At 45.7% G+C, this 21,719-nt stretch carries 18 protein-coding genes; 13 read left to right on the plus strand and 5 right to left on the minus strand.

Translation table 11 applies throughout. The annotated features are described in order from the left end of the window. Nucleotides 1–186: 186 nt before the first annotated feature. Together R8N28_RS19310 and R8N28_RS19315 are read right to left on the minus strand one after the other, a co-directional pair. Nucleotides 187–663: a DM13 domain-containing protein gene (locus tag R8N28_RS19310; RefSeq protein ID WP_005376099.1), complete on the minus strand. Its 477-nt coding sequence runs from the start codon at nt 661–663 to the stop codon at nt 187–189. Nucleotides 664–858: 195 nt separating this feature from the next. Beyond that, entirely contained in the window at nt 859–3,183 is a 2,325-nt protein-coding gene (locus R8N28_RS19315) for an FdhF/YdeP family oxidoreductase (protein ID WP_065275324.1), read from the minus strand. A gap of 666 nt (nt 3,184–3,849) precedes the next feature. On the opposite strand from R8N28_RS19315, the gene R8N28_RS19320 reads away from it, so the two are divergent. The 10 genes from R8N28_RS19320 (at nt 3,850) to R8N28_RS19365 (ending at nt 17,283) form a co-directional block, all read left to right on the plus strand. Next, nucleotides 3,850–4,734 (plus strand): LysR family transcriptional regulator, encoded by an 885-nt coding sequence (locus tag R8N28_RS19320; protein WP_005460961.1) that lies wholly within the window; start codon nt 3,850–3,852, stop codon nt 4,732–4,734. A 53-nt stretch (nt 4,735–4,787) separates the two neighbouring features. Continuing rightward, entirely contained in the window at nt 4,788–5,618 is an 831-nt protein-coding gene (gene fdhD, locus R8N28_RS19325) for a formate dehydrogenase accessory sulfurtransferase FdhD (RefSeq protein ID WP_025526892.1), read from the plus strand. Between the two features lie 406 nt (nt 5,619–6,024). Further along, entirely contained in the window at nt 6,025–7,419 is a 1,395-nt protein-coding gene (gene uhpT, locus R8N28_RS19330; RefSeq protein WP_021707729.1) for a hexose-6-phosphate:phosphate antiporter, read from the plus strand. Between the two features lie 138 nt (nt 7,420–7,557). Further along, nucleotides 7,558–8,166, plus strand: coding sequence for a transcriptional regulator UhpA (uhpA, locus tag R8N28_RS19335; protein ID WP_065275325.1), 609 nt, complete (start codon nt 7,558–7,560; stop codon nt 8,164–8,166). After that, nucleotides 8,166–9,668 carry a signal transduction histidine-protein kinase/phosphatase UhpB gene (gene uhpB / locus R8N28_RS19340; protein ID WP_065275326.1) on the plus strand — a complete coding sequence of 501 codons (1,503 nt, stop codon included), beginning with the start codon at nt 8,166–8,168 and terminating at the stop codon, nt 9,666–9,668. The genes uhpA and uhpB overlap by 1 nt, the downstream gene beginning before the upstream one ends. Nucleotides 9,669–9,674: 6 nt before the next feature. Continuing rightward, nucleotides 9,675–11,015, plus strand: a complete 1,341-nt coding sequence (locus R8N28_RS19345) for an MFS transporter (RefSeq protein WP_005376086.1) — start codon at nt 9,675–9,677, stop codon at nt 11,013–11,015. A 124-nt stretch (nt 11,016–11,139) separates the two neighbouring features. Then, complete coding sequence (manA, locus tag R8N28_RS19350; RefSeq protein WP_065275327.1) at nt 11,140–12,357, plus strand: mannose-6-phosphate isomerase, class I; 1,218 nt, start codon at nt 11,140–11,142, stop codon at nt 12,355–12,357. A 352-nt stretch (nt 12,358–12,709) separates the two neighbouring features. After that, nucleotides 12,710–13,972 carry a hydroxymethylglutaryl-CoA reductase gene (locus R8N28_RS19355; protein ID WP_065275328.1) on the plus strand — a complete coding sequence of 421 codons (1,263 nt, stop codon included), beginning with the start codon at nt 12,710–12,712 and terminating at the stop codon, nt 13,970–13,972. Between the two features lie 407 nt (nt 13,973–14,379). Then, complete coding sequence (locus tag R8N28_RS19360; protein ID WP_065275329.1) at nt 14,380–15,948, plus strand: DUF1800 domain-containing protein; 1,569 nt, start codon at nt 14,380–14,382, stop codon at nt 15,946–15,948. A gap of 9 nt (nt 15,949–15,957) precedes the next feature. After that, nucleotides 15,958–17,283: a DUF1501 domain-containing protein gene (locus R8N28_RS19365; protein WP_065275330.1), complete on the plus strand. Its 1,326-nt coding sequence runs from the start codon at nt 15,958–15,960 to the stop codon at nt 17,281–17,283. 86 nt (nt 17,284–17,369) lie between these two features. Here the strand turns inward: R8N28_RS19365 and R8N28_RS19370 are convergent, their stop codons facing one another. Further along, entirely contained in the window at nt 17,370–18,464 is a 1,095-nt protein-coding gene (locus R8N28_RS19370) for a ketoacyl-ACP synthase III (protein ID WP_053349917.1), read from the minus strand. A 162-nt stretch (nt 18,465–18,626) separates the two neighbouring features. Between R8N28_RS19370 and trxC the strand changes: the two genes are divergently transcribed. Together trxC and R8N28_RS19380 are read left to right on the plus strand one after the other, a co-directional pair. After that, entirely contained in the window at nt 18,627–19,061 is a 435-nt protein-coding gene (trxC, locus tag R8N28_RS19375; RefSeq protein ID WP_065275331.1) for a thioredoxin TrxC, read from the plus strand. A gap of 176 nt (nt 19,062–19,237) precedes the next feature. After that, on the plus strand, nt 19,238–20,398 hold the full coding sequence (locus tag R8N28_RS19380) for an MFS transporter (protein ID WP_033907039.1): 1,161 nt from the start codon (nt 19,238–19,240) through the stop codon (nt 20,396–20,398). A 49-nt stretch (nt 20,399–20,447) separates the two neighbouring features. On the opposite strand, the gene R8N28_RS19385 is transcribed toward R8N28_RS19380, so the two are convergent. Both R8N28_RS19385 and R8N28_RS19390 read right to left on the minus strand, forming a co-directional pair. Beyond that, nucleotides 20,448–20,837, minus strand: a complete 390-nt coding sequence (locus tag R8N28_RS19385; protein ID WP_054575964.1) for a nitrous oxide-stimulated promoter family protein — start codon at nt 20,835–20,837, stop codon at nt 20,448–20,450. A gap of 14 nt (nt 20,838–20,851) precedes the next feature. Continuing rightward, nucleotides 20,852–21,361 carry a GNAT family N-acetyltransferase gene (locus R8N28_RS19390; protein ID WP_054579612.1) on the minus strand — a complete coding sequence of 170 codons (510 nt, stop codon included), beginning with the start codon at nt 21,359–21,361 and terminating at the stop codon, nt 20,852–20,854. A gap of 136 nt (nt 21,362–21,497) precedes the next feature. Here R8N28_RS19390 and R8N28_RS19395 point away from each other — a divergent pair, with 136 nt between their 5' ends. Further along, nucleotides 21,498–21,689: a DUF2986 domain-containing protein gene (locus R8N28_RS19395; RefSeq protein WP_005376066.1), complete on the plus strand. Its 192-nt coding sequence runs from the start codon at nt 21,498–21,500 to the stop codon at nt 21,687–21,689. Nucleotides 21,690–21,719 lie beyond the last annotated feature (30 nt).

Raw genomic sequence — 21,719 nt, forward strand, 5'->3', positions numbered from 1 at the left:
TCATAATGTCACCTGTTAACTTATGAGGTGATGATATCACCTCTAACTAAGTGACCAAATTCACTATGCCACTACAAAACAAAGGCTCTTAAATTTAGAATGTTTAAGAGTCTTTGCCTCTTAATTATGCGAAACAACATCCTAGCGTAAAGTGAAAAGAAAAGCCTTTCACTCTACTGCTAAGATTTATTGATACTTTGCCGAAGTAATGAACTCACCGAATGTCTCGCACCATACAACAACCGTATTGTATTCAGAAATTGAAGTGCTTTGAGGAACCTCAACAACGAAGTTATCGAACGTTTTGACATCACCAATTAAGCTCATCTCAGATTTAAGGTCATTAAACTCTTGTTCCGTTTCGACAAACTTAGGAGATAGATAGAGTTTATAGTCTGGTCCGGGAGCGAGTTTTCCTACCAACGTAATGACTTCAGAACTCAAATGAATTTCTCCCTCTCCCCAATGAAAAGCATCGCTACCTTTGAGTTCCCTCTTAAACACTGCGCTGTATTCTGCACCTTGCTTGCTCTTAGCAACTTGTTCATCGGTCGGCGCAGGTGGTGCAATAAGGATCGGTAAAGTATAGATACCTATCGCAATGCCAATAGAAACTGCCACTAAGTGACTGATTGTTAATTTAATTATATTTTTCAAGGTCATAAGCATCTTCTTATTAGTTTTACTACTTGAAATTAGATTCAAATCGGCCTTATCTGTCTATTATCGAGCAGCATAATGTCATTAACATTATACACAAGCTATGCGCACTAAATGCAGACTGAGCGCAATTAAAAACGGCTGATAATTAATATCAGCCGTTTGCTTATCGGAAATGTCGTTGTGCCGGTTTGGTCACTATTCCGCTTCCACCAAAGCGATCTTATCGGATGTCGATTTTTCCAATTTTATCGCAATAAACTTAGAGGTTGGCGTAAACGTTCTATCCCCATAACTGTCCAAAGGAACTAATGGGTTTGTTTCTGGATAGTAAGCCGCCGCCTGACCTGCTGGTACATCATAGGCAACAAGCGTAAATCCGCTCACACGGCGCTCAACGCCATCTTCCCACAATGACACCATGTCCACTTTGTCGCCCGGTTCAAAACCGAGTTTACGAATATCCGCTTCATTGATAAACAGCACTTCGCGCATACCAAATACTCCACGATAACGGTCATTCAAGCCGTAAAGTGTCGTATTGTATTGGTCGTGTGAGCGCATGGTTTGCAAGATCAAATCTGGCTTTTGGCCTTTTTCGAGTATCGCTTCGCTGATCAACTGCTTCGGCAACTCGCTAGAGCTGAACTGTGCTTTGCCGCTTGGTGTATTCCATCGACGCTCAGCAGCTGGGTTTACCAAGTGGAATCCACCCGGGTGTTTAAGCTTATGGTTAAAGTCGGTAAAGCCCGGAATCGTGTCGGCAATCAAATCGCGAATACGGTCGTAATCTTCAATCGCCCACAACCAATCAATTGGTTTTGCCCCGAGTGTAGCATTGGCAATACCGGCAATAATCGCTGGTTCTGAACGCAAATGCTCCGAACGCGGTTTTAGCTGACCAAATGAGATATGTACCATGCTGAAGGTATCTTCAACCGTCACGCCTTGTGGGCCAGTCGCTTGCTGATCAATCTCAGTACGGCCTAAGCACGGAAGAATAAGCGCATCTTTACCTGTGACAAGGTGAGAACGATTTAACTTCGTCGAAATGTGTACGGTTAAATTACAGTTTCGCATTGCGTTGTGCGTACGTTCTGTGTCTGGCGTTGCTTGTGCAAAGTTGCCGCCCAAACCGATAAATACTTTCGCTTGCCCTTCTTCCATCGCTTTAATGGCTTGCACAGTGTTGTGGCCTTCACCGCGCGGGACGGCAAAGTTAAATCGACTTTCAATGCGATCCAACAACAGCTCTGAAGGTTTTTCATCAATGCCCATCGTACGGTCGCCCTGAACGTTACTGTGACCACGCACTGGTGAAAGACCCGCGCCCGGCTTACCAACGTTACCTCGTAACATTTGCACGTTTGCGACTTCTTTAATGGTTGGTACAGAGTGACGATGCTGAGTCAACCCCATCGCCCAACACATGATCACACGTTCTGCACGTCGATACATGCTCGCCACCATCTCGATTTCACTTAAATCAAGACCCGATTGTTCCGCGATGTGTTCCCAAGAGGTTGCGTCCACTTCAGCCAAATACTCATCAATACCTGTTGTGTGTTGCTTGATGAATTCACGATCAAATACCGCTTTGCCACCGTTTTGCAATGCCTCGCGTTCCCATTGCAACAAGAATTTCGCGATGCCACGAAATACTGCCATGTCTCCGCCCAAAGCAGGACGCAGGTACGCCGTGTTGGTAGGCTCTGAGCCGTTACTCAACATCTCAATCGGCATTTGTGGGTTTTGGAAACGCTCTAACCCGCGCTCTTTCAGCGGGTTTAGACAGATAACCTGTGCACCACGTTTTACCGCTTCGCGCAGAGGTTCCAGCATTCGTGGGTGGTTCGTGCCCGGATTTTGACCAATCACGAAAATCGCATCAGCTTCTTCAAAATCATCAAAGATCACTGTGCCTTTACCAACACCAATGGTGTCTTTCATCCCTATTGCACTGGCTTCGTGACACATGTTGGAACAATCTGGAAAGTTATTGGTACCGAATGCGCGCACAAATAGCTGATACAAAAACGCCGCTTCGTTGCTTGCACGACCAGAGGTATAAAACTCAGCTTGGTGTGGTGAATCCAATTGATTGAGATGTTTCGCGACAAGTGCAAAAGCCTCATCCCAAGAGACTGGCACATAGTGATCGGATTCAGCATCGTATCGCATTGGGTGCGTGATACGGCCTTGGTATTCCAACCAGTAATCGGTTTGCGTTGAGAGAGATGAAACGCTGTGATTGGCAAAAAAATCAGGGTCAACCAGACGATTGGTCGCCTCCCAGTTTACCGCTTTCGCGCCATTCTCACAGAAATTGACTTTACCACTATCTGGCGACTCACCCCATGCACATCCCGGACAGTCGAAACCGCCATTTTGGTTGGTTTTGAGCATAGTGCGAATGTTTTTAACTGCATTTTCACTGCCCCACCAACTTCTGGTTACGGCTTTCAGTGCACCCCAACCACCAGCTGGACCTTTGTATGCTTTTATTTGTTCTTTTTGGCTCACGACTTTACTCCTCGCAGATATACCAGCAAGCAGGGTGCCCGTGAAAACAAGCGCGTTATTTATTGAGATAATGCGGAAGTATTGAAGGGCTTAGTTTCTAATCCATGTATTTTTTAATCCAAATAAGTAACCACTCAACATGCTCTCGCTTGTCCGAGCGTTTACTTATCTAGATTCTTGATATCGGATACCCGCCTACTGTTTCTAAGACTGGTAGATTCAATTCGCATTGTTGCGTCTTGATCTAAATCAAAGATTAAGTCGATATTCAATATGCGTCCAATTGATAATCCTGACCGAGTGATAAACAAAATCTATGACGAATTTTTCCACTGACGGTCATCACATTTTTAATCAATACAATTTATGAGGTTAATCGTTTTCCCATTCGATTCCACCTAGTTCGCTTAACGAACTCAATAAAATCGGCACTCTTGATAATAGATAATATCTATCACACTATAGATACTTTAAATTTGACCCTAATTAATATCAGGAATAGCCTTGATTCAGATCAATTTTGAGTGTGGTTTTATTCTTGACTTGGTTTTGGTTTTCCATTTCCCAGTTAAAACGCTCCAGCGCTTAAAAAGTACGGTAGTGCTGTGCCCTTTTTAGGGAGTTCCCCCGTACATGTGACTCACAACGCAAGGTTAACAAGCCATTATGGATATCAAACAACTTAAATATCTCATCGCACTTGAACAGACCAAACACTTTGGTCAAGCCGCCGCATTGTGCCACATTACGCAGCCTACCTTGTCCATGAGAATCCGAAGCTTAGAGGAAGAGCTCGATCTCGAATTAATCCAAAGAAGTCAACGATTTGAAGGATTCACTGAAGCCGGAGAACGCATTTTAGCTTGGGCAAAAACCGTCTTAGCCGCTCATGATGGATTGCAAGCTGAAGCCGCCAACTGCCGTGGTCAGTTGGTCGGCTCTCTTCGGCTTGGAATGGTGCCACTCGCCAGCCAAAACCCTATGCAATTGCTCAAACCATTAGCTCAACAGTTCCCTGAGTTACGCTTTCAAATACTCTCCATGACGACCGAACAGATCATAGACCAACTCAATCGCAATCAACTTGATTTGGGGATGTGTTATGTCGATCAAGTTAACACCGCTTACTTCGATGTTATCGAACTAGATTCAACCAAACTTGGCGTTTTATTCGATGAGCGTCATTTTGATTTTGCCGAATCTGAAGTGTTGTGGGAGTCACTCAATAACATTCCGCTAGGGCTGCTTTCGAAGGGCATGCACTATCGCCACTCAATTGATCTTAGCTTTGTGAGTAAAGGGCTGGTTCCGCAAACCGTCATTGAAAGTAACTCCACCTTTCACTTGATCCAAGCAGTAACCAGTGGCCTTTGTTGCGCCATTATGCCTCTGAATTGTGGATTGGAAGAGTTGAACGATACGCTTCGCATTATCCCTATCGAAGAAGCCGCTGTTCACGCCCCACTAGGTTTGTTAAAGCGAAAACAAGAACCCTTCTCCGCGCTAACCGATCAGTGCTTCGCAGAAGCAAAAAACATATTCAATCGATAACAACAACCCACACGTCAATTTTTGGCATACATAACGGCTTATGAGGTGATTTCATGAGATGTACTACTCAATCTTATTTTGAACTGTCCGATTTCAATCAAGCACCACCTCAACCAAGTGCGTTCAATTACCGAGAATTGATTGATGGCCGCCCAGTACAACAAATGTCGCTGGCGAGTGAATCCGCCTTAGCTATCAGCTACAACGGCATTAGCCAAGCGGTCATGATGGTGACGCCAGGCCATCTGGAAGACTTCGTAAAAGGATTTAGCCTAAGCACAGGCATCGTCCACGATTTCAAAGAGATCAAAGACATTGAAATTGGCGGCGATCACGAATCTCACTATGCGGAAGTGGAAATCAGCAACCGCGCTTTCTGGGCGTTAAAAACACAACGCCGAAATCTTGCTGGCACAACCGGATGCGGCATTTGTGGTGTAGAGGCTCTGGAACAAGCTTTGCCTGATTTGGCGTCGCTGACACCGTCTCTTCCTCCGCGCTCCGATGTATTCGAAGGGCTGCGAGACAAAGTCGCACTGCATCAAGAAGCCGCACGTGAATCTGGCGCGTTACACGCCGCCTTATTTGCAGATTTACAAGGCAACATCAAGTTGTGCCGAGAGGATATCGGCCGCCACAACGCGCTAGATAAGTTGATTGGCGCATTGGCCAACAATCACATCGAGCCTCAAAGTGGCTTCGCAATCATGACAAGCCGTTGCAGCTTAGAGTTGATCCACAAAGCCGTTCGCGCGCGTATCCCCACTCTGGTTTGCTTATCTGCACCTACAGCGTTAACCGTCGAATGGGCAAGAAGAAACCATTTGAACCTAATTCACTTACCAAAACACGGCTCGCCGCGTCTATACAGCCCTGCGCCTTAACACGTCAACCTAGCCGAATTCCTAATATTTCTAACAGAGACCTCCGGGTTTCTGTTGTTTGCTTCTCATTCCCAATTGATACTTAGCGACAAGCCACCATTCTCTCCAACCAAACGTGCTCACCCCTTGTCTGCACTAAGCTTACGCATATTAACCCGCTTGGATTTGAACGCTTTCCAATCTGATAAGAACCCAGTCAAAAACCCATAGATTAGTAAGGATTTTGTGTGACTCTTTTCACGCTTTTCCGCCTTACTAGGCATTTCTAGGAATTTTTCCTAGCCGATCTAGGCAACCATCTCATGTGCCTCACAAAACCACTCTCTAGAATTCCGCTCAGTCAAAGGTAACAAGAGCGCATAACGGTCTCCGTTGTGTTTCTAAAACAATTACAAGAGAGTTCATCATGTTAAAATTCCTCGAACAGGTGCGGAAGCCGACCCTCGATCTTCCTGTCGAAGTTAGAAGAAAGATGTGGTTTAAACCGTTCATCCAATCTTACTTGGTCGTATTCATCGGCTACCTAACCATGTACTTGATTCGTAAGAACTTCAATGTCGCGCAAAACGACATGATCTCAACTTACGGTTTGAGCATGACAGACCTAGGTCTTATTGGCCTTGGCTTCTCCATCACATACGGCATCGGTAAAACCGTTGTGTCTTACTACGCTGACGGTAAGAACACCAAGCAATTCCTCCCTTTTATGCTGATCCTTTCTGGTCTTGCAATGCTTGGTTTCAGCTTCAGCATGGGCGGCGGTAGTGCAAGCCTGTTCTTGATGGTGGCTTTCTACGCTCTAAGTGGTTTCTTCCAAAGTACTGGTGGCCCTTCTAGTTACTCAACCATTACAAAATGGACACCTCGTAACAAACGCGGCTCTTACCTAGGCTTGTGGAACATGTCACACAACGTTGGTGGTGCGGGCGCAGCGGGTGTTGCTCTTTTCGGTGCCAACTACCTATTCGACGGCCACGTAATCGGCATGTTCGTGTTCCCTTCTATCATCGCGATCATCGTCGGCTTTATCGGTATGCGCTTTGGTAGCGACTCTCCAGAAGCTTACGGTCTAGGTAAAGTAGAAGAACTTTTCGATGAAGCAGTGAGTGAAGAAGACACCGCCGCTGAAGAAAACCAGATGACCAAAAAAGAAATCTTTGTTGAATACGTTCTTAAAAACAAAGTTATCTGGCTACTTTGCTTTGCCAACATCTTCCTTTACATCGTGCGTATCGGTATCGACCAATGGTCAACGGTATACGCGTACCAAGAACTTGGTCTGTCAAAAGAAACTGCAATCTCTGGCTTTACTCTGTTCGAAGTCGGTGCGCTTGTCGGTACTTTGATGTGGGGTTACTTATCTGACTTAGCAAACGGTCGCCGCGCATTGGTTGCTTGTGTGTCTCTTGGTTTGATCATCGTATCGCTTGAGTTCTACCAACACGCCACTAGCGAGTTCATGTACTTAGCCTCTCTATTTGTATTGGGCTTCTTGGTGTTTGGTCCGCAACTTCTTATCGGTGTTGCCGCGGTTGGTTTTGTCCCTAAAAAAGCAATCAGTGTAGCTGACGGAGTAAAAGGTACATTCGCTTACCTAATCGGTGACAGCTTCGCGAAACTTGGTCTCGGTATGATTGCCGACGGTACACCTATCTTCGGCTTAACAGGTTGGAAAGGCACCTTCGCAGCCCTAGATACCTCCGCCATGATTTGTATTGTTTTGCTTGCTTTCGTCGCTATCGCGGAAGAGAAGAAGATTCGACACGCGAAGAAGCTTCAACTTGCACAAAACCAAGCCTAGCTTCTCTGCGCGCTTTACTTCGGTAAAGCGCGCAAGATCATTAAAAAGCATGGCTCAATTCAGTATCATTAAAGATTTTTCTATTGGCTCCTGTTGGAGCTTATTGTTGTTAGTCGTCTGCTCTATTTGGTTGTAATAATGATTCATGTTGCTCTAGTTGATGATCACGTCATCGTGCGTTCAGGTTTCGCACAATTATTAAATTTAGAAAGTGATATTACCGTTGTTGGTGAATTCGGCTCTGTCGCCGAAGCGCGAAAAGGCTTGCCTGCGGTACACCCTCATGTCGTCATCCTAGATATCTCCATGCCAGATGAAAGCGGCTTAAACTTTCTCAGCGAAATACCAACTGGCATTGCCTGCGTGATGCTTAGCGTGCATGACTCCCCTGCGATGGTGGAAAAATCACTAAAGCTAGGTGCAAAAGGCTATCTTAGTAAACGCTGTAGCCCAGACGAACTTATTCAAGCCGTGAGAACCAGTGCTTCTGGCGGCTGTTACCTCACATCAGATATTGCACTTAAACTTGCAACGCCTAGAGACAACACCACCTCTCTATGCCAACTGACAAAACGTGAAAACGAGGTATGTCAGCTACTTGCCACTGGGTTGGATGTAAAGTCTGTCGCGGCAGAGCTTGGCTTGAGCCACAAGACTGTGCATGTTCATCGTGCGAATGCCATCGACAAACTCGGCGTGAAAAACAACGTTGAGCTCGCCAAACTATTTTCTCAAGAGTCCTTTTAATGCGAGCTTATGCTGTTACCACCATTTGCGGACTTTTTGTTATGGCTTGCGCCTGGTTTTGCTTGTGGGTGATTGCCTATTACTTTGTCAATGATCCCGAGTTGGCGATCTTATTGTTTCCTTTCGCTTTACGATTAGGTGTCGCCCTTCACACTCGCACCGCTTATTGGCCGACGATTTACCTTTCGGAGTGGGGACTTTCCATCGCACTTGCGATGTTACTGGGTCAACCGCAGTGGCTTACCGTGCTGATTGCGAGCATTGCCAGTATCCCGGTCACTCTGATTGCGAAAAAATACTACTACGGAGACCAAAACCGCCATTTAGCCGTGATGGGCATTGTGATCATCATTACCGCCTTCATCAACGTAATGGCGGTCGGATTTCACGTGCCTTCTGTTTACATGGTATGGCTGGCTAGCATTTCTGGAGGCTTGCTCGTGGTGCCTATGTGCTACCTGTTGTGGAGCTATTTGTTCCAAAGTCGTTGGTCTCCGCTTAGCTCTCTCCTACTTAGTAATGCCGTTGTATTTCAGGTACGTCATATCGTGCTTTATGCGCTGCTTTTGATCGGCAGTATTTTGGTGCAAACCAGCTTGCCTGAAGAGCTAAAACGATTTGCGCCATTTTGTATGGCGATTCCAATCATCGTGCTTGCTCTGCGTTACGGCTGGCAAGGTGCTCTGCTCGCCACCATGCTCAACAGCATAGCGCTGATTGCGGCTCGTAGCGGCGTATCGAATCTAGAAATCACCGATTTGTTATTATCTCTCTCGGCGCAAACCATTACTGGCATTATGCTCGGTTTAGGGGTTCAGAAACAAAAAGACCTCAATCACAAACTGCGCGGTGAACTTGCGCGCAATCAGAATTTGTCTCGCCAGCTTATCAAAGCTGAAGAGTCCGTAAGACGCGATATTGCGCGCGAACTGCATGACGAAATAGGACAGAACATCACGGCAATCCGCACACAAGCCAACATCATTAAACGAGTGAACAACGCAGAAACACGCGTTGGTTGCGCGGACATGATCGAAGGGCTTTCCCTCAACGTGTACGACACCACTAAGCGACTGTTAAGCAAGCTAAGACCAAAAATGCTGGATGATTTGGACTTAAAAGAATCCGTCGAGCAACTGACGCGAGAGATGGAATTCGCCAATCACGGAACAACTGTTCAACTGAACTGGCAAGGCGATTACACCAGCCTGAGTGACACACTCAAAGTAACCCTATTCCGTTTATGCCAAGAGTCATTAAATAACGCTGCCAAGTACGCAGAAGCGCAGTTGATCAATATTGAACTGACAATTGGAGAAGCTGCGGTGTCACTGATGATTCACGATGATGGTGTCGGATTCAAAGTTCAGGACAGCATGAAAGGCATGGGCGTTCGCGGCATGCAAGAACGTGTGCACGCGTTAGGTGGAAAAATGGTTATCTACTCCACCAGCGATCAAGTGACCGGCACACAAATCAGCATTACTTTACCTAAGGTGTAACTCAAGATGTTTGGATTTTTACGTTCACCTAAATTTACTCAACCGAGCCTGAGCAACGAGCAAATCGATCAGCGTTACCACCATTGGCGTTTGCACATTATGTTGGGGATGTACATCGGCTACGCAGGTTTCTACTTTACCCGTAAGACCTTTAACTACGCCGCACCAGCGATGATTACCGATCTTGGCTTAGATAAAGGTGATTTGGGTCTTATCGGTACGCTTTTCTACATTACTTACGGCTGTTCGAAGTTTATTTCTGGCACGATTTCGGATCGCTCTAATCCTCGTTATTTCATGGGATTAGGATTGATTGCGACAGGTCTGGTCAACATCGCGTTCGGCTTTTCTAGCTCACTCGCGGCTTTCATTACTCTGTGGATCTTAAACGCGTGGTTCCAAGGCTGGGGCTGGCCTTCATGCTCCAAGCTGTTAACGACTTGGTATTCACGTTCCGAGCGTGGCTTCTTATGGGCGATTTGGAACACCGCACACAACGTTGGTGGCGCGCTGATCCCTATTTTGGTGGGCTATTTAACGTTGCACTACAGCTGGCGTGAAGGTTTTATTCTACCCGGCATCATCGGTGTATTACTCGGTCTATTCGTTTGTTGGCGATTGCGCGACAAACCCACAACAATGGGTTTACCAAGTGTCGGCCAATGGCGCAACGACGCGCTAGAACTTGCGCAAGAAAATTACGGACGTGGCCTCACCTACCGCGAAATTCTGAAATCGTACGTATTTAACAACAAATACATCTGGCTGCTCGCGTTCAGTTATGTGTTGGTTTACATCGTTCGTACCGCAATCAATGACTGGGGAAACCTGTACTTGACCGAGCAGCATCACTATAGCCTGATTAACGCCAACGCTGCTCTGTCTATGTTTGAAATCGGCGGTTTTGTTGGTTCATTGGTTGCGGGTTGGGGCTCAGACAAACTCTTTGGCGGTAACCGTGGGCCAATGAACTTGCTGTTCGCGATTGGGATTTTCTTATCTGTCTCTGCGCTTTGGCTGATGCCTCTGACCAACTTTGCATTCCAAGCGGCGGGATTGTTCTCCATCGGCTTCTTTGTTTTTGGACCACAAATGCTGATCGGTATGGCGGCGGCGGAGTGCTCTCACAAAGATTCTGCCGGCGCGGCAACAGGATTCGTGGGCTTGTTCGCCTACATGGGCGCAGCATTGTCTGGTTATCCACTGGCGTTAATTCTTGAAGAATATCATTGGACGGGTTTCTTCATCACCATTTCAGTTTGTGCAGCCGTCATTGGCCTTTTGTTGCTGCCATTTTTGCAAGCGCAGCCATCACGAAAACCACTCGAACCAAAGCCTCGGTTGTAAATCGACTTATCGCCCTTAGGGCAAATTGGCGAGTGACCTAACCGCGCTCGCCCTCCTTATTTAACGTATCTCTGCTCAATTTTTCTTCCGATTCAGTTCGGAGGGTTAACTATGGGAAAAATTCATGAATTTGAACACTATTTCATCGCATAGCTTCTTTCAAATGAACAACAAAATCCAAAACTACGCCTGGGGAAGCACCTCTTCTATTCACGATTTGTTTGGCTTTTCTAACGAAACGAATGAGCCTCAAGCAGAAGTATGGATGGGTACTCACCCAAACGGCTGCTCTGAAGTTCAGGTTGAGCAAAACACGCTGCCTTTGTCTGAACTGATCAAACAAAACCAACCCGCTTACTTATCAGCAGAAACCGCAGCGAAATTTGGCGACCTGCCCTTTCTGTTTAAGATCTTAGCGGCCGAACATGCACTGTCGATTCAAGTTCACCCAAGCAAACAAGATGCCGAAATAGGCTTCGAAAAAGAACAAAGTGCCGGGATCCCACTAAACGCAAGCCATCGTAACTACAAGGATCCAAACCACAAACCTGAGTTGGTGTACGCGCTGACAAGTTACCAAGCCATGAACGGTTTTCGTTCGTATGACGAGATTATTGAGGCATTTGGCCTTTGCGATATCGATGAGCTACGCACACCGCTAGATGCATTCAAACGCGAAATCAACTCACAAGGTTTACGAGATTTCTTTGTGCACATTCTGACCATGGAAGGCGAAACAAAAGAGCGAGCACTGAAACAGCTTCTTGCCTGCGCCTCACGTCAATCAGAGCATGGCACTGATAGCGACGTTTTCCAGCTCATCTTGGATCTATCCACTCAATACCCTGGCGATGTCGGCTTGTTTGCGCCATTACTGTTGAATGTCATCACGCTGCAACCTGGCGAAGCGATGTTCCTGAGCGCAAGAACGCCACACGCTTACATTAAAGGAACGGGATTAGAGATCATGGCGAACTCAGATAATGTTTTGCGTGCAGGACTCACGCCGAAACATATGGATGTTGAAGAACTGGTTAAATGCACAGATTTTGTGCCTAAGCCGTTTAACAGCCTTGTTCTAGAACCTAATGCCAATGGTTGCCAAAGCCTTTACCCCGTTCCAGTGGAAGACTTTAGTTTCAGCATTCTTAACCAACCGAATCACGACGTGGTTGAGGCAAACAGCGCAGAGATTTTGATGGCGATTGATGCCGACCTGACACTCATCAGTGATAACGGTAAGACGTTAACCGCCGCGAAAGGACAATCTGTATTTGTTCCTGCTTACGTTGGCCATTATCGCATTCAAAGTGCGGGACGTGTGGCTCGCGCCTTTAACTAGTTTTTGAACAACCGATTCAAACTAACGTCTGGCCCAAGGGACTGGGTTAGACAATTTATTCCTTTCATAGATTGAACCATTCCGCTTTTAAGGCGCTCATGCTTACACCTTGCCGAATCCAAACACCTACAGGCCAGTTTCTCTAAAAGCCATAACCTCCCGGATCTGCCATTTACTGCAACATTCATTGTCAAAACCCATTTATGTCCCGTAAATTCGTCGCTCCAATATCAAATCACTTGGATAATAAAGGCGCTTGCATAGTGGTATTTGTTGCAAAACGTATAATCAACGTTGTAATCAAAGCCTCAATCACTACAATCTCTGGTTCGATTTTTCAGTTAACGTTTGTATGCCGAAGTTAAACCAAGATAACCCTGTTCAAAGCTCCGCCCTTTCCGATATCGAAACCAGCAGTAAGATTCAATCGGCATTAGAACCGAAGTTTCACAAGCCAGAGAAACGTCTCTGCTTAAGCCCTAGCCTGTCGGATAAGCATTTGGCGCGCCGTTGGCAAGTATTGGAACACGTGACCAATAAAGATCATCTTCTTGATCCTTTCACGCAGTCACATTGCGATGCTTACTCCAACAACATCGAGCACTTCATTGGTACTGTTAATGTGCCGGTCGGCATTGCAGGCCCTTTGCGCGTCAACGGCTTGTATGCGAACGATGACTTTTTGGTTCCGCTCGCAACGACAGAAGCCGCGTTAGTCGCTTCCTACAACCGTGGCGCAAATCTTATCACCGCCGCTGGTGGCGCGAGCGCATTGTTACTAAGTGAAGGGGTGAGCCGAACACCAGTATTCGCCTTTAATCACCTTGCTGACGCCGGCCAGTTCGTCAGTTGGGTTGTGACCCAGTTTGACGTATTTCGTCAAATTGCGGAATCCACCACCTCACATGGCAAACTCAAAGACATCAATGTAAATATCGAAGGAAACCATGTTTATTTGGTCTTTGAATACGTGACTGGTGACGCTTCCGGACAAAACATGGTGACCATCGCAACAAACGAAGTGTTCCATCATATTTTGGCGACCAGCCCAATCAAACCAACTCAAGCATTCTTGGATGGCAACTTATCAGGCGACAAAAAACCAAACGCACACACACTGCGCTCGGTACGCGGTAAGAAAGTATCCGCCGAAGTGACCATTCCTGCTGAGTTGGTGGAAAAATATCTGCATACGACGCCGGAGTCTATGGTTCAATTTGGCAAAATGACCACGGTGGGTGGTTTACTCAGCGGGACAATTGGCGTCAACGCGCATTACGCAAATGCCCTTGCCGCGCTGTACATTGCTTGTGGTCAAGATGCAGCTTGTGTTGCAGAGTCTGCCATTGGAATCACTCGTATGGATGTAGACGCTCAAGGCAACTTGTACGCGTGCGTGACCTTGCCAAACATCATGGTGGGGACGGTTGGTGGTGGTACTGGCCTTCCAACGCAAAAAGCATGTTTGGATATTTTGGGTTTGCACGGCAACGGCAATGCGAAAGCGTTAGCCGAAGTCGCAGCTGCGCTTTGTCTGGCTGGCGAACTCTCGATCGTGGGCGCATTTTGTGCCGATCACTTTTCTCGTGCTCACCATAAGCTTGCCCGAAAATAACCTTTGTTGCTTTGTACAAGAGAACATCCGTGTGGTTTTCTCTTGTGCAAACCAATGGACTTTATTTATTGGCTCAATAATTTCTTGAAACTAACTTAAGCCTTAACAAACATACCAATCTCTTGTTAACAGTACTTTAGCTGTCCCCCTTCTATATCTATTGCGATATCTCTGCTTATTACTCTTCACTGGCCATATTTAATATCAGTATCTTAGAAAAAATAGCATCAAAAACTTCTAGCACTATAGTACCAAATTGAACGTTTGAGTTTTTTGTTCACCACTTATAGCTACTATACTCGCCTATGCAGCTGCTTGATTTTCATAAATTTACTAAACAGCTCAAAAGAGCTTAATAACTCCCGTTAAATGGACTTAAATCGTTACTTCGGGTAAGCGAGTTAACTATGAGACGTCAGAAGCTAAATAAAATCTCTGCTTGGGTACTAGGATTGGCTATCTTATTGCTGAGCCATGTGTCTAATGTATCAGCACAAATACAGCAATCCCCATCCGATCAAACCGTTGCGCGTTTTCTCTATCAAACCTCTTTTGGACCAACACCTGCGTTAATTAATGAGGTTAGGGAAAACGGCTTAGAGGATTGGATACAGAAACAAATCAACCTGCCAGCAACCTACCATCAACCACTTTATCAAACGCCTTTTTCTAAAGGCCTACAGTCAAACCGAGAAAATGCTTGGTATCAAATTGTTGTTACTGCTGAAGATCAGCTTAGGCAGCGAACGGCTTATGCATTGAGTCAGATCGTAGTCGTTTCTCGTTATGGCGGCGTTCTTTCCAGCAAACCTACAGGGTTAGTGAATTACTACGATCTGTTGGTTGAGCATGCGTTTGGCAACTACCGAGACCTGTTGTATGACGTTTCCATCCATCCAGTCATGGGGAGCTATTTGTCTATGCTCGGTAGTGCAAAAGAAAATAGTGCGACAGGAACGCTTCCCGATGAGAACTTTGCTCGAGAGTTAATGCAGTTATTCACTATCGGTTTGTATGAACTCAATTTAGATGGCAGTAAAAAGCTAAACCACGCAACAGGCAAACCTATCCCCACGTACAATCAAACTGATATTCAAGAGCTCGCGCGAGCATTAACTGGATGGAAAAATTCCGACATCGCATTCGTGAAACCGATGCGAGTTATCAGTCAACGGCACGACACCGGCGAGAAGCGATTTCTAGGGAACGTGATCCCATCGGGTCTAACCGCACAAGAAGAGCTTTCAAAAGTGATTGATATGTTGATGTCTCACCCAAATGTTGCTCCATTTGTTTCAAAGTTACTTATACAACGTTTGGTCAGTTCAAATCCAAGCCCAGAGTACGTCGCGCGTGTTGCTACGATATTTAACAACAATGGGGAAGGAGAAAAAGGCGATCTAACCGCCGTTGTTCGAGCCATATTGCTCGACCCTGAAGCATTAGGGATGACGGATACCCCGCCTGTAAAAGTGAAAGAACCGATACTGGTCCTGACTAATTTTCATCGAGCATCAGGTTTTACGGTTAAAGGATCACGTTACGAAGACGCAACAACGATGATGAACATCGCTAATCAAGGGCCGCTTCGTTCTCCTTCCGTGTTTAATTTTTACTCTCCAGACTATCAGCCGTCTAACGAGTTTACGGAGTCTGGTATTAACTCGCCAGAGTATGAACTTCTCAATTGGTCTGTTTATACCGATTTGGTCAACTATATGTTAACCAGCACTCGTAGAGGAGGTGGTGATTCCTACCACTTCGATCTTAACGAGTTTTATCTTCTTCTGGACGATCACCGTGCCTTAGTCGAATTGGTTAACGAGCGTTTCTTTGCTGGAACGGCTTCTGCTGAATTGAAAGAGCTCATGCTCACCGCCCTGAATGATTATCGTGGGGACTATGTGCCAACAACAAAACTCGCTCTAGTGATATTTACCGCCATTTCTGGCGACGAATTCTATATTCAGGATTAGGAGTGAATTATGGATATTTCACGACGACATTTTATACAAAGCACGCTATCGATGGGCGCACTAGCCTCTCTTAGTCTGCCAGGTTATTCTCTCGCAGCGCCATCTAATGACTTTCGAGCATTAATATGTGTTTATTTAGCTGGCGGAAACGATGCGTTCAACACCGTACTACCATTATCGGAGACGCACTATCGTCAATATTCCAAAGTCAGAGGGCCACTCTCTGTCGCCAAAGAAGACATACTCCCTATCAATTTAAGTGCTGTCGATAGCTCAAATCACCCAGTGAAGCTCGGCTTACACCCAAAGTTAAATGCGTTAACTTCCGTTTTCGAACAAGGCGATGCCAGCATCGTGCTCAATAGTGGCATTCTCAACCATCCCGTCACCAAACAAGCTATTGAGCAAGGTGAAGCATCACTTCCCGAGCAACTGTTTTCTCATAATTCTCAAACAGACGCTTGGTTACTTGGTGGAATGAGCGAGTCTAAAAATCTTGGTTGGGCTGGCAGAATGTTGGATGTATTAAACTCTGAATCAGAAATAACACCGCTATACAGTGTGCATGGCAACTCGCTTTGGTTACGGGCAATGGAACACCGCCAAACCGTCCTGAAAAAAGATCGCGCAGTTCAGCTTACCGCGATTGATAACCCGCTATACAAGGGGATCTATGATCGCCTTCTCTCTCATCAAACTGACAATCCATTTAATGGTCATTTTAATTTGATGGTTGATGAGTCGATGGTAATGAGTAGTGTACTGAGCGAGCAACTCAACCACATTGCTGACGAGCCGCTGTTTACGTCATCGACGCTCGGCAAGCAGATGCAAACCGTGTACAAATTGATAGCAAGCCAAGATGTCCTGAAGCAGCAACGACAAGTCTTTTTCGTTAAACACTCTGGGTATGACCTGCACGATTCGCAACTGACACGTCATCCAGTGTTACTTGAGGATCTCGCGACAAACCTTTTAGCAATGTATCGTGCGGTCGAACGGTTAGGGCTAAACAAGCAAGTCACCTCTTTCACTATGTCTGACTTCGGTCGACGGATGATGAGCAACGGAAATGGTACCGATCATGGCTGGGGTGGCCATCAACTATTAATTGGAGGCGCGGTAAATGGGAAACAACCTATCGGTACATGGCCGGAACTAATACTGGGCGGAAACGATGATTACTCTCAAGGCCGACTCATACCCAAAATTGCCGCTGATCAAGTTGGTTCAACACTAGCGCAGTGGATGGGCGTGAGTGATAACGCTGCACTGGAATACGTCTTCCCGAACATCCGTAATTTTACTCATTCAAACCTGGGTTTTATGGCTTAAGATATTTTTCAGGTTAGCTGTAGAACGCATCATCAAATAAGGGAGCCTCGCGCTCCCTTACTCATCTTATGTTTGCAGAGTGTCCGTTACACCTCGTCGCGACGGCGTTCGTTACACAGCTTAATGGCACGCTCAAGTAATTCTAACGCGGATTGCTCACATTCAGGCAGAACCGCATCACTTTCAGAAACTGGCGTTACGCGGTCACCCCATTTCAATACTGCCGCACCCCATGTCAAACCTGCACCAAATGCAGCAAGAAGCATATTATCACCTGGGTTAACTCGACCTTGCTCTACCGCTTCACACAATGCAATTGGCACCGTCGCAGCTGAAGTATTGCCATAGTTTTGAATGTTAACAAACGCTTTGTCGTGTGGAATTCCAGACAGGTCACACAAGGTTTGAATAATACGAATATTCGCTTGATGCGGAATCACAACATCGATTTGTTCCGTCGTTAACTGTGATGCTTTCAGTACGGTTTTCGCAGCTAGCCCCATGCCTTTTACTGCACGTTTGAAAATTTCTTGTCCTACAAAGTTGAAATCCCAGTAACCGTTGTCTTCCGCAAAGCGATCCATACAAGTACCAAACTTTGGTACGGACAGAATATCGCGGCCTTTTGCGTCACAACCGATTTGAGACTGTAGTAAACCCGTTTCTTTTTCCGTTCTTGATAACACAACGGCGCCCGCACCATCACCAAATAGAACAGCGGTATCTCGCATTGCCCAATCGATGTAGAAAGACAATCTTTCCGCACCAATAATGATCGCGTTACGATAGTTACCTGATTGAATCAAACGTGTGCCCGTTTCTAGGCCATAGACAAATCCCGTACATGCGGCATTTAAGTCAAAGGCAGCGGCTGCACGAATACCTAGGTTCTGCTGTACCTTAGACGCGATATTTGGAATCAATGAATCTGGTGAACAAGTCGCCACAATGATTAAATCCACGTCTGTGGCATCGACGCCTGCTCGAGCTAATGCATGTTTAGCAGCAACGGTCGCCATGTCTGACGTGTTTACATGACTAATGCGGCGGTTTTCGATACCAGTGCGGGTACGAATCCACTCATCGGAAGTATCGAGGAAAGTGCTAAGATCATCGTTAGAGAGCACGGCTGGCGGAACACATTTCCCCCAACCTGTAATTTCAGCGTAGTAATTTGTCATCGCAGACCTATTTATTGTTGTATTTTAATAAAATTTCTTAGAACCTTAGGCTCAAATACAAACCTGCGCTGCGTTATTTCGGCAGGTTAAAAAATAAGTATACAAATAATGAGGCTGACTGGTAAGTCATGTTTTCATCAATACGTAATAAAGGAAGAAGTCATGTCATCGTTTAAAACTCGCTGCCCTTCGTGCGGCGGTCTAAATCGTATCCCTAATGAGCGCGTTGCCGAATCTGCAACTTGCGGTAAATGTAAAAGTGCACTTTTAGACGGCTCGCCTATCGAAGGTACACAAGATAACTTTTCTGCTCTATTACAAAGTGATATGCCTGTTGTAGTAGATTTTTGGGCCCCATGGTGCAACCCGTGCGTTGGTTTTGCTCCTGTTTTCTCTGATGTTGCTCATGAGCAAGCCGGAACGGCTCGTTTTGTTAAGATTGATACCGAAGCTCAACAACAACTTGCGACGCAATTTGGTATTCGCAGTATTCCTACCATTATGGTTTTCAAGAATGGTCAACGCGTTGATATGATCAATGGTGCGTTACCTAAAACTCAATTCGATCAATGGTTAAATCAAGCACTTACTAAATAATCTTCCACGCCAACCTTGTTTGTAGGTTGGCGTTTTTATGCAACTTATCAACCTATCTAGTTAACAAATATTATTTATCGAAACGACTTAAATTTATCATTTTACTTGCCTAACTATTAGCCTCATATTCGCGCCGAATAACCCTTAGATTTCATTTAACTTATAGGCGCAAAACAGTGGAAAACACAGTCGTTCCTGCAGCATCACCACGAGTTACAGTTCCAGTCGTCGCACTGTCTCTTTATGCGGTGGCTTCGGGCTATTTAATGAGCTTGATCCCTCTCATGCTCGGTGAATACAACATCTCAGCAGATTACGCGAGTTGGTTGGCGAGTGTGTTTTATGGCGGCTTATTAACTGGCGCGATTTTTATTGAACGTATCGTACGTCAAGTTGGTCACCGTAACGCGTTTATTGGTTGCTTGGCCGTATTTTCGCTAACTATCGTCACACTACCCGTGTTTGCTAACGGATTGATGTGGCTTGCCGCTCGCTTTATTGCGGGTATCGCGGTTGCTGGTGTTTTTGTCATTGTTGAGTCTTGGCTAATGTCTGGAGACGAAGCATCGCGTGCGAAACGTTTGAGCTTGTACATGCTATCGCTTTATGGTGGTTCAGCATTAGGCCAGTTTGGTATTGGCGTGCTTGGCGTAAGTGGCGGCGTTCCGTTTATTGCGATCACGACGTTGATCTTAATGGCGATGCTGGTGCTAATGTTCATTGAGTGTGAGCAGCCAAACAGCCATGAATCAACCGCTTTATCATTTAAGCAAATTGCCAAACTAAACCATGCAGCAATTATTGGTTGTGTTGTTTCAGGTTTGACCTTAGGCGCGATCTACGGATTAATGCCAGTTGAGTTAACTAACCGTAAAATTAGCCATCAAGACATTGGTACATTGATGGCGCTAGTGATTCTAGGTGGCATGCTAGTTCAACCAATGGTGACCGCGCTAAACAAATACATGAGCCGCACAGTGCTAATGGCGTTTTTCTGTATTTTGGGTATTTTTTCGATCGGTATGACCTTTATTTCCTCGTCAGCCGTGGTATTGGCTGCTGCATTATTCTTTTTAGGTGCAGCTACTTTTGCCTTGTACCCGATAGCAATCAACTTAGGTTGCGAAGGACTTGATGAACGCTTTATTGTCTCTGCGACACAAGTCATGCTGTTTAGCTACAGCATCGGCTCTGTTGCTGGCCCAGTTGTCGCTGATAAATTCATGGGCCAAGAACACGGCTTACTAGGCTACTTGTTTGCCGCTTTGGTTGCGACTGGCGTATACATGCTACTTGCTGCGAGCAAAACCAAGCAGCGTATGGCCGCTGGCCTCTAATCACGCCGCTTCTACTCAACGAAAACGAGGGCATGTCGCCCTCGTTTTTTTATTCTTCGAATTTTTGTTTAGATAAACGCTTGTGACGGTTTGACGCGTTCGCTGCAGGCTTTTCCGGTACCATGCGCTTTTCATGAAGCAAATGACGAACCGCCAAGATGGGATGTTTCAGTAACATTCTGGGGCCAGAGTAACGCATGACCAAACGCATTTGTTCTTTCGGCTCTGGTTTGTAGCAGTGAATCGGACATTTGTTACACGTCGGTTTATTCTCTCCATAAGGACAGCGGTCGAGGCGCACTTCTGCGTATTCAAGCAGCTCACGACATTCTGAGCATAAGTCACGTTTTGTTCCATGATGGTCATGACAGTAAACCTCTACCATGGCTTTTACTGTCTTAAATTCAGTGGCGAGTTTGCCAAGTAAAATATCGCTCATGCGCTATCCAAAAATCACAACATCATTGTGTAAAGTTCTAACGTGCGGCCATTATCATATTGCTGCTCAACTCGTTCAAACTCAAAGCCCAGTTTTTTGAGCAAACTTATACTACGAATATTGTCATTATTGGTGATGGCAACCAAATTATCGAGTTTCATTTCCTCTCTAGCGTATTCCAGCACTGCGGTTGCAGACTCCGTTCCGTAGCCGAAGCCATAAGCGGAAGGTAAAAATCCATATCCGAGATCATAGTATTGTAATGTGTCACGTTTAACCAACCCACAAATCCCGATGGGTTGCCCATCTTCTTTCTTCTCTACAACGAGTAAACTCACGCCTTTAATTTGTTGCATGCGTAGCATGTTTTCTTTTATGTAACGCGCCGCTTCATATTCGGTACGAATTTGTTTGTCTCCGACAAAACGGTAGAAGTCTGGGTGGTTATAAAGTTCTAGTATAAATGGTGCATCATCTACACTCACAAGACGCAGTATCAAACGTTCGGTGTACAGTGTTTTCATTTGGGCTCCATTAAAACGCGATAGATGATTGGACATAGGAACGTACTTGAATTTTGCGACCGATACCGGCGCTTATTTAGTTGTAACTTGATAAAAAAGTAACTATCCTGCCTCGCTAAATTAAAGGACCACCACCATGAACCGCAAGAAGAAAATCAATCAGATCTTGAAAGCGAAGCAGAAGAAGCATAACGCTAAGCTACATAAGAGCAATAAGCCGCGTTATATCTCCAAAGCTGAACGCGCGAAAATGGAAGCTGAAGAACAAAACCAAGCTTCAGAACACACGGAAAACGTTGTAGACACAGCGCAGACAGATCAAGCCTAAAAGAAAAGCCGCTTTCAGCGGCTTTTTTGA

This window comes from Vibrio sp. Vb1554, assembly GCF_033344235.1.

Bases quoted from the DNA above. Each gene is read 5' to 3' on its own strand.
- R8N28_RS19310 (WP_005376099.1), bottom strand. From the start codon at position 663: ATGACCTTGAAAAATATAATTAAATTAACAATCAGTCACTTAGTGGCA.
- R8N28_RS19320 (WP_005460961.1), top strand. From the start codon at position 3,850: ATGGATATCAAACAACTTAAATATCTCATCGCACTTGAACAGACCAAA.
- fdhD (WP_025526892.1), top strand. From the start codon at position 4,788: ATGAGATGTACTACTCAATCTTATTTTGAACTGTCCGATTTCAATCAA.
- uhpT (WP_021707729.1), top strand. From the start codon at position 6,025: ATGTTAAAATTCCTCGAACAGGTGCGGAAGCCGACCCTCGATCTTCCT.
- uhpA (WP_065275325.1), top strand. From the start codon at position 7,558: ATGATTCATGTTGCTCTAGTTGATGATCACGTCATCGTGCGTTCAGGT.
- uhpB (WP_065275326.1), top strand. From the start codon at position 8,166: ATGCGAGCTTATGCTGTTACCACCATTTGCGGACTTTTTGTTATGGCT.
- R8N28_RS19345 (WP_005376086.1), top strand. From the start codon at position 9,675: ATGTTTGGATTTTTACGTTCACCTAAATTTACTCAACCGAGCCTGAGC.
- manA (WP_065275327.1), top strand. From the start codon at position 11,140: ATGAATTTGAACACTATTTCATCGCATAGCTTCTTTCAAATGAACAAC.
- R8N28_RS19355 (WP_065275328.1), top strand. From the start codon at position 12,710: ATGCCGAAGTTAAACCAAGATAACCCTGTTCAAAGCTCCGCCCTTTCC.
- R8N28_RS19360 (WP_065275329.1), top strand. From the start codon at position 14,380: ATGAGACGTCAGAAGCTAAATAAAATCTCTGCTTGGGTACTAGGATTG.
- R8N28_RS19365 (WP_065275330.1), top strand. From the start codon at position 15,958: ATGGATATTTCACGACGACATTTTATACAAAGCACGCTATCGATGGGC.
- R8N28_RS19370 (WP_053349917.1), bottom strand. From the start codon at position 18,464: ATGACAAATTACTACGCTGAAATTACAGGTTGGGGGAAATGTGTTCCG.
- trxC (WP_065275331.1), top strand. From the start codon at position 18,627: ATGTCATCGTTTAAAACTCGCTGCCCTTCGTGCGGCGGTCTAAATCGT.
- R8N28_RS19385 (WP_054575964.1), bottom strand. From the start codon at position 20,837: ATGAGCGATATTTTACTTGGCAAACTCGCCACTGAATTTAAGACAGTA.
- R8N28_RS19390 (WP_054579612.1), bottom strand. From the start codon at position 21,361: ATGAAAACACTGTACACCGAACGTTTGATACTGCGTCTTGTGAGTGTA.
- R8N28_RS19395 (WP_005376066.1), top strand. From the start codon at position 21,498: ATGAACCGCAAGAAGAAAATCAATCAGATCTTGAAAGCGAAGCAGAAG.